The 6,879-nt window shown below is 68.6% G+C and carries 5 protein-coding genes; all 5 read right to left on the bottom strand.

Annotation, left to right across the window (positions count from 1 at the left end; all coding sequences use genetic code 11):
- Positions 1-310 precede the first annotated feature (310 nt).
- A complete protein-coding gene (locus tag AB0395_RS28175) occupies positions 311-1,486 on the bottom strand; it encodes an FtsX-like permease family protein (protein ID WP_366285938.1) in 1,176 nt (391 codons plus the stop codon).
- Between the two features lies 1 nt (position 1,487).
- Positions 1,488-2,162: an ABC transporter ATP-binding protein gene (locus AB0395_RS28170; RefSeq protein WP_366285936.1), complete on the bottom strand. Its 675-nt coding sequence runs from the start codon at positions 2,160-2,162 to the stop codon at positions 1,488-1,490.
- Positions 2,155-3,939 carry a peptidoglycan-binding protein gene (locus AB0395_RS28165; protein ID WP_366285934.1) on the bottom strand — a complete coding sequence of 595 codons (1,785 nt, stop codon included), beginning with the start codon at positions 3,937-3,939 and terminating at the stop codon, positions 2,155-2,157. The genes AB0395_RS28170 and AB0395_RS28165 overlap by 8 nt, the downstream gene beginning before the upstream one ends.
- On the bottom strand, positions 3,939-4,682 hold the full coding sequence (locus AB0395_RS28160; protein ID WP_366285932.1) for a hypothetical protein: 744 nt from the start codon (positions 4,680-4,682) through the stop codon (positions 3,939-3,941). The genes AB0395_RS28165 and AB0395_RS28160 overlap by 1 nt, the downstream gene beginning before the upstream one ends.
- Positions 4,683-5,192: 510 nt before the next feature.
- Positions 5,193-6,806 (bottom strand): RICIN domain-containing protein, encoded by a 1,614-nt coding sequence (locus AB0395_RS28155; protein WP_366285930.1) that lies wholly within the window; start codon positions 6,804-6,806, stop codon positions 5,193-5,195.
- Positions 6,807-6,879 lie beyond the last annotated feature (73 nt).

Here is a 6,879-nt window from a genome sequence, read left to right as displayed (position 1 = left end):
GGTGGGGTGGGGTTATTGGATCCGGGGGTCATCGGGGGGGCGGGGGGCGCGGCCGCCCGCGCGGTCGACCGCGGGACGGCAGGGGAGCTGCGGGTGGATCTCCCGGTCGCGATCGCCATGCCGGCGATGGTGGCCGGGTCGACCGCCACGTCCGGGGAGTCGGCGGGACACGCGGCTGCGCCGCTTGCCGCGAGGCGGCGCGGCCGGACTCAGAACGCTCAGGACCCGCCGGTTGACGACGTGCGTGCTCACCCGGCTTCCAGCGATGTCATCGTGCCGGGAAACAAGCAGGTCGTCTCTCCGCGGGCCCTCAGCGCAGCGCGTCGACCGGTTCCATGCGGGCGCCGCGCAATGCCGGGTAGAGACCGGCGAGCAGCCCGACCAGGGCCCCGGCGACGGGAGCCGCGGCGGCGAGCCGTACGTCCAGGACAGGAGTCCACTGCCGGGCGGCCGAGACGGCGACGATGGCCAGCACGCCGATGCTGGCGCCGATCACGCCGCCGGTCAGTCCGATCAGCGTGGACTCCAGGAGGAACTGCGCGGCGATGTGGCGGCGGGCCGCGCCGAGCGCGCGGCGCAGGCCGATCTCGGTGATGCGCTCCATGACGGTCACCAAGGTGACGTTGGCGATGCCGACGGCCCCCACAACCAGCGAGACCAGGCCGAGGATCAGGAACAGCGAGTTGACGTCGTTCTGCACCCCGTCGCGCGCCCTGGTCGGGCTGGGCGGAGAGGTCACCTGCAGCGCGCCCTCGTTTCCGGGGCTGAGCGCGAGCGGTGCCTGCTTGGCGATCAGGTCCGCCGCACCGAGGTTGGTGTTGACCAGCACCTTGGTCACCTCGCCCAGGCCGAAGCGCCTGCCGATCGTGGGCGGCAGCATGATCGCGCTGGTGAGGTTCTTCTCGCGGCCGAGCTCTCCGAGAATGCCGATGACGGTGTACGCCTGGTTTCCGATGAAGATGGCCGGTGCCCGGTCCACCCTGGTGACGCCGAGCATCGTGGCCGCCCGCTGGCCCAGCACGACCACCTTGTCTCCACGTGCCAGGTGCCCGGCGTCGAAGTAGCGGCCCTGCATCATCCGGCCCTTGAGCGCGGAGGGAAGGCCGGGTGTGCTGGCGATCACGGTCAGCGTCTGGTCGGTGACCCTGCTGGGGTCGAGGAGGTTGTTGGAGCGCACCCTCAGGTTGGCGCTCTTCTCGTTCTCCGAGATGGCCGCGGCCGAGGTCACCCCGCGCAGTCTGGTCACCTGGTCGACGGCGGTCCAGCCGACCAGCGGGGGATCGTCCGGGAACACGTCGACGGTGACGGAGGTTGCGGTGAGCTCGTCGAAACGGCCGACGATCTGGTTGCCGGCCGTGGCGGCGACGCCCAGGGTGATGACGAGGGTGGCGATGCCGAGGACGGTGCCGAGGGTGGTCAGCGCCGAGCGCACCGGGCGGGCGAGCATGCCCGCCATCGCCTCGTTCAGCAGGTCGCGCAGATGCACGTCACTCCTCGACCAGGAGGCCGTCGGTGATCCGCACACGGCGCATGGCGCGGCTGCTCACCTCTGTCTCGTGGGTGATGACCACGATCGTCAGCCCCTGATCGCGGAGCTCGTCGAACAGGTCGAGTACGGCGTCGGTGTTGTGGCTGTCCAGGTTCCCGGTGGGCTCGTCGCACAGCAGCAGGGCGGGCTCGCCCATCAGCGCCCTGGCGATGGCCGCACGCTGCCGCTCACCACCGGACAGGCGATCGGGGAGAAAGTCCACCCGATGGGACAGGCCAACCCGCTCCAACGCCCGCAGCGCCCTGGCCCTGCGCCCTTTGCGCTGGTGCTTGCCGTACACCTCGGCCAGTTGCACGTTCTCCACCACGCTGCGGTGGGCGAGCAGGTGGAAGGACTGGAAGACGAAGCCGATACGGCTGCCGCGGAGCTTGGTTCTGGCGCCGTCGCGCATCGAGATGGTCTCGATCCCGTCGAGCCGGTAACTGCCCGAGGTCGGCCGGTCCAGCAGGCCGAGCACGTTGAGCAGGGTCGACTTGCCCGACCCTGACGGGCCAACGATCGCCAGGTAGTCACCTGGCTCGACCCGCAGGAAGACCTCCGACAGCGCACGCACCGGCGGGTCGGTGGGGAACTCCTTGCACAGCCCTTCCAGGCTGATGACCGGCTCAGGCATAGTTGACCACCACGCGATCACCCTCCTTGAGGTCGCCGGTGACCTCGACGTTGCCGTCGGCCGTCAGGCCCGTACGCACCTCGACCTGTTTGGTCTGGTCGGGAGCGACCTCCACCTGCACACGCGGCCTGCCGTCGGCGGCGGTGATCACCGCGGCCACCGGGACGACCAGGACCTCCTGGCTGGTGGCGCCGACGGTCACCCTCGCCTTGACCGCGGCGCCGGACAGCCCGTTGAGCCCCTTCATCGAGTCAGGAGTGATCAACACCGGTTCGGAACTGAGCGTGCCCTCCTCTTCCTTCTTCTGCTTCTCCTCGCCGACGGTGAGCTTGGCCTTGTCTCCCCGCGCGGTGAGGGTGGCCGGGAAACTCTTGCCGGAGTCGGTCTCGATGACCGCCTTCATGCCCTCCTTCAGCAGGTTCGCCTCGGTGGAGTCGACCGATCCCGAGACCACGAACGAGGAGCCGGTCACCGTGGCGACGGCCTTGTCCGCGATCTCCCCGGCCTTGATCGTGACCTTGCGCAGGCGGACCGGCAGCTTGGGCAGGAAGACCACCTCGCCCGGCGGGACGGAGGTGCCGTAGGTGCGGGAGAACTCCGCCAGCAGCCCCTGGGCCGCGGCCAGGTCCAGGTGAGCGTTGGCCACCCTGAGCTTGACCGGCGAAAGCTGCCTGGCCTGCCGTAACGCCTGCTCGGCGACGACCAGGGCCTCCCGGGCGTCCCGCACGGCCTTGCGCAGCTCGGTCAGCCGCTTCTCGCGGGACTGCCCTGCCTCCTCCTGGAGGCGGTCCATCGCCCGCTGAGCCGTCTCAAGCTCGGCGCGGGCGTTGCGCACCCGCAACTCCAGCAGGCTGGTGTCCGTCGGCACCTTCGGGGTGGGCGTCGTGTCGGGTGCCGGAGTGCCGGACGCGGAGGGTGCGGGTGCGGGTGCGGGTGCGGGGACGCTCTCGTTGTCCCGTCTGGCCTGGGCCAGCGCCTGCTCGGCCTCCAGCAGCCTCTCCTCCGCCGCACGCACCGCCGCCTCCGCGGCCTCCATCTTGGCGTCGTCCTCCGGGGTGTACTCCTGCGACGTGGCCGTCGCCAACGCGCTCGTCGCCACCTTGAGGTCCTGCCTGGCGTTGCTCACCTTGAGCTTGAGCGGCCGCACATCGTTGCCCTGGTCGAGGGCCTTCTGCTCGGTGACCAACGTCTCCTTGGCGGTCTGTACGGCTTTGCGCAGCGTGTCGAGCTGCTGCCGGACCTCCAGCGTCGGCTTCTGAGCCTCGTAGCCCTTCTTCGCGTAGAACGCGGTCACCGCGGCGATGGTGGACGGGTCGAACACGCCCGTCAGCGGCGCGCGGTGGCCGAGTTTCCGCAGCGCCTTCTGCAGCTGCCTGACGTCGTCGCCCTTGGCCCCGGGGTTGAGCGTGCGGTGCATCGGCACCTTGCCGGTGAAGACGAAGACGGGCCGCCCGTTCACCTCCAGCAGCAACCCGCCCTCCTTGACCGTGCCCGGCCGAGGAGGGCGGGTGACCCGCTGGATGGTCTCACCGCCACCGATCACCCCCCCGAGGGTTATCGGTAGCGGCGAGCCGTACTCCAGGGTTCCCGCGACCACCACCGCGCTGACCAGCTTGCGCCGCTCCACCGGGGCGGTGACCAGAGAGGGCCTGGGCGGGGTGCGCGCGGCGGCCTCGTCGGCCGGTGAGCGCAGCCGGGTACTCACGACCCAGCCCGCTCCCGCGATGGCCAGCACCCCGACCAGGACGATCAACAGCTTCCGGCGAGGCGACCGCATCACGGCTGGACGAATCCGAATTTGGCCCTGGCCGCGTCCTCCAGTTGCACGTACTTGGGGCTGTACGCCGCGTAGAAGTCCTTGCCGCACTCCAGGTCGACCAGCGCGGACTTGATCTCCTTGGTGAGGTACGGCCTGGCCACGTCGGGCGGGAGAGATCCGTCGGCACGCTTGCCCGGGACCTTGTCCACCTGCGTGGCCCAGAAAGCGCCGCCTCGACTGTTCAGGTCGGTCGGCTTGGTCGAGGTCACCTCCTCCTGCTTGCCGGTGAGGCATGTGGCGAAGGCGTCCGCGAGCTCCAGGAGCTTGGGATCGCCGTTGAGCTCCTTGTCGATCCCCTCGATGCTGTCCGCCGTCATCATGGAGAAGTCACGCAGGGTTTTGATCTTGAGACCGTACACCTGCTTGACCGCCGCGACGAAACAATCCGTGCTGGCCTTCTCGTAAATTTCCCTCTGGCTGTCGGGCAGCCCCTTCTTGATGGCATCGTTGGGATCCTTCTCCTCCGGACGCTTCTTTGCCTCCTCGGCGGCCTCTTTCGCGTAGACGAAGCTGGCGAAGACCCCGAAGCCGTACTTGGCGCGCGTTTCCTTCATCGCCTCGTAGTCGCCGCTGGTGACGCGCTTCTGGATGTCGGACTGCTGGGGAGGCTGGCGCACGTACGCCACGTAGGTGAACCCCTTCTGCTTCATGCAGTCAGCGATCAGGTTCTCCCGCTCCCGGCGTTTGTCGGTCGCCGCCACGGAGGTGGAACCGGTGTCCGCAGGGGTGTCTCCGGCGGAAGTTGTGGCGCTTTCTCCACATCCAGCCAGCAGAGCCAACCCCAGAACGCCACAGACGACCAATCGTTTCGACATCAGGAGAACTCCAGTAGAGGACGGGAACACCGTGCTCACGACACTCTGGAGAAGGCGTGTATCCGTGCCGCGGAGATCGCGTATCGGGGTCTGCTCAGCGATGTATCAGCCGTGTATCACCCGGAAAGCGCCGACGCGGCGGCGCTTCGGGGACCGGAGCCCGATGGTGAAAAAACCCCGGCGGGCCGGTCCCGCTCGATGGGAGCGGATCCCGGAGCCCGCCGGGGTCAGGGGTGGTGATCGGACGGCGCGGGTGACCTGCCACGGTACGGTCAGAGTCGGCGAACGCCCGGGTCGGTCAGAATGCGGTCAGGATGCGGTCAGGATCGGCGGACACCCGGATCGGTCGCGATGAGGTCGTCCGATTTTGTCCAGTTTTGTCAGGTATTGCCCGGCTCAGCCGGTCCGGTTGCTGGTCCAGCGCTGGGTGGAGGCCGAGGAGTTACAGGTGCCGAGCACCAGGGCGGTGCCGCCGCCGGTGCCACCGCCGCTCGCCTGGATGCACTGGTTGGTGCCGACGCTCGCCTTGATCTGGTAGGTGATCCCGGAGATCGAGGGGAACGTCCACTTCTGCGCGGTGGCGCCGCTGCAGGTGACCTGGACCACGGCCGTCCCCGCGGTGCCGCTGCCGCTCAGCGGGGTCAGGCACTTCCCGCTGTGCGCGCTGGTGATCGTGTAGGCGCCGCCGCCGGCCGCGGTCAGCCGCCACTGCTGGTTCTTCACGCTGTTCTGCGGCCACTGCACGATGGGGGCGTTCTCGGCCTCGCTGAAGGAGTACAGGTCCATGGCCAGGTTCGGCCCGGAGGAGTCGACGACGTCGTTGGTGAAGATCGTGGTGATCCCGTCCGCCACGGCGCCCGCGGGGGTGCTGCTCGTCCCGGTCAGGACGATCAGCGAGTCGGACTCCGCCGAGGTGCGGGTGACCCCACCGTAGGTGATCCGCTCCCGGACCGTGTAAGTCGCGCTGGTGTTGGAGGTCAGGCCCGTCACCCGGACCGAGTGCTGCCAAATCGGGACCGTGGCGACGACCGTGCCGTTCCGCAGCACCTGCGCCTCACGGGTGACGCCGGAACCCTCGACCTTGGTGCTCGGCTCGTACACGAAGACGATCTCGTTCCCCTGCACGTCCACACCGGTGAACAACTGGGGTGCCAACGGCGGAATCGTGGTCATGGTCGGGACCGAGGAGCCGTGCTCCAGGTAGAGGCTGTGGTTGGCGGCGTTCCAGTGGGTGGACAGGTAGGTGCCAACCGGGGTGACGCCGAAGTAGTCGTCCTTGCCACAGTCCATCAGCCGGACCGCCAGCGGGTCGGAGCAGACCACGGTCGAGCCGCCCTGGCAGAGCGTCTCGTTGGAGTCGGTGCAGTGGGCGCCCGGACCGTCGTAGTGGGGCGCGTTCGGCAGGATCCCGCCCAGAGCGTGCGCGAGTTCGTGAGTCATCTCGTGCCCGGTGGAGCAGCCCGGCGACAGGGTGATCCAGGTGGCGTAGGAGTTGTGGCGGTTGCCGGTCCCGGAGGAGTCGTCGTTGGCGATCGGGCTGTCACCGACCGTGCCGCCACAGCCGGTGCTCTTCTCGAAGTAGGCGATGTAGATGTGGTCGGTGTCGGTGTACCCGAGGTTCTGCAACGCCCCCGTCCAGTTGCCGTTGGACGAGCCTGTGGGGACCTGGACGGAGTCGATGGCCAGATCACAACCGGTTGAGCCGGTGGTCTCGAAGCGGATCCAACGCTCGGCCCCGTCCCGGCGGGCGCTGTCGTTCACGTTCTCCTGCGTGATCCACGCGGCCTGCCGGATCAAGTCCTCCTTCTCGGCGAACCGGTTGGAGCCCGACTCGTAGGCGTAGATCAGTTTGACGCGGTGGCCGCTGGTGCCGTCGCCGACACAGTGCACCTGCGGAACTATTACGGAACCGCTGGCCGCGGCAGGCGTGGCGGGCGCCACACCGACCAGGATGAGGGCGGGCAGCGCGACGGCGAGCACCCGCTTCCAGAAACCTCGTTTCACACCCATCAATGTCATCGGACATTAACCTCTCCGCGACGTCCGGCAGTTTTCACGCACGCCGAATACACCCGAGCAAACC

This window comes from Streptosporangium sp. NPDC051023, assembly GCF_040689595.1.
Lineage (GTDB): Bacteria > Actinomycetota > Actinomycetes > Streptosporangiales > Streptosporangiaceae > Streptosporangium.
Note: the sequence above shows the minus strand (reverse complement) of the source record. Positions and strands in the feature narration are given on the sequence as shown.

What these genes read in the sequence shown, in the direction of transcription:
- AB0395_RS28170 (WP_366285936.1), bottom strand. Translation starts at nt 2,162, where the DNA reads ATGCCTGAGCCGGTCATCAGCCTGGAAGGGCTGTGCAAGGAGTTCCCC.
- AB0395_RS28165 (WP_366285934.1), bottom strand. Translation starts at nt 3,939, where the DNA reads ATGCGGTCGCCTCGCCGGAAGCTGTTGATCGTCCTGGTCGGGGTGCTG.
- AB0395_RS28155 (WP_366285930.1), bottom strand. Translation starts at nt 6,806, where the DNA reads ATGGGTGTGAAACGAGGTTTCTGGAAGCGGGTGCTCGCCGTCGCGCTG.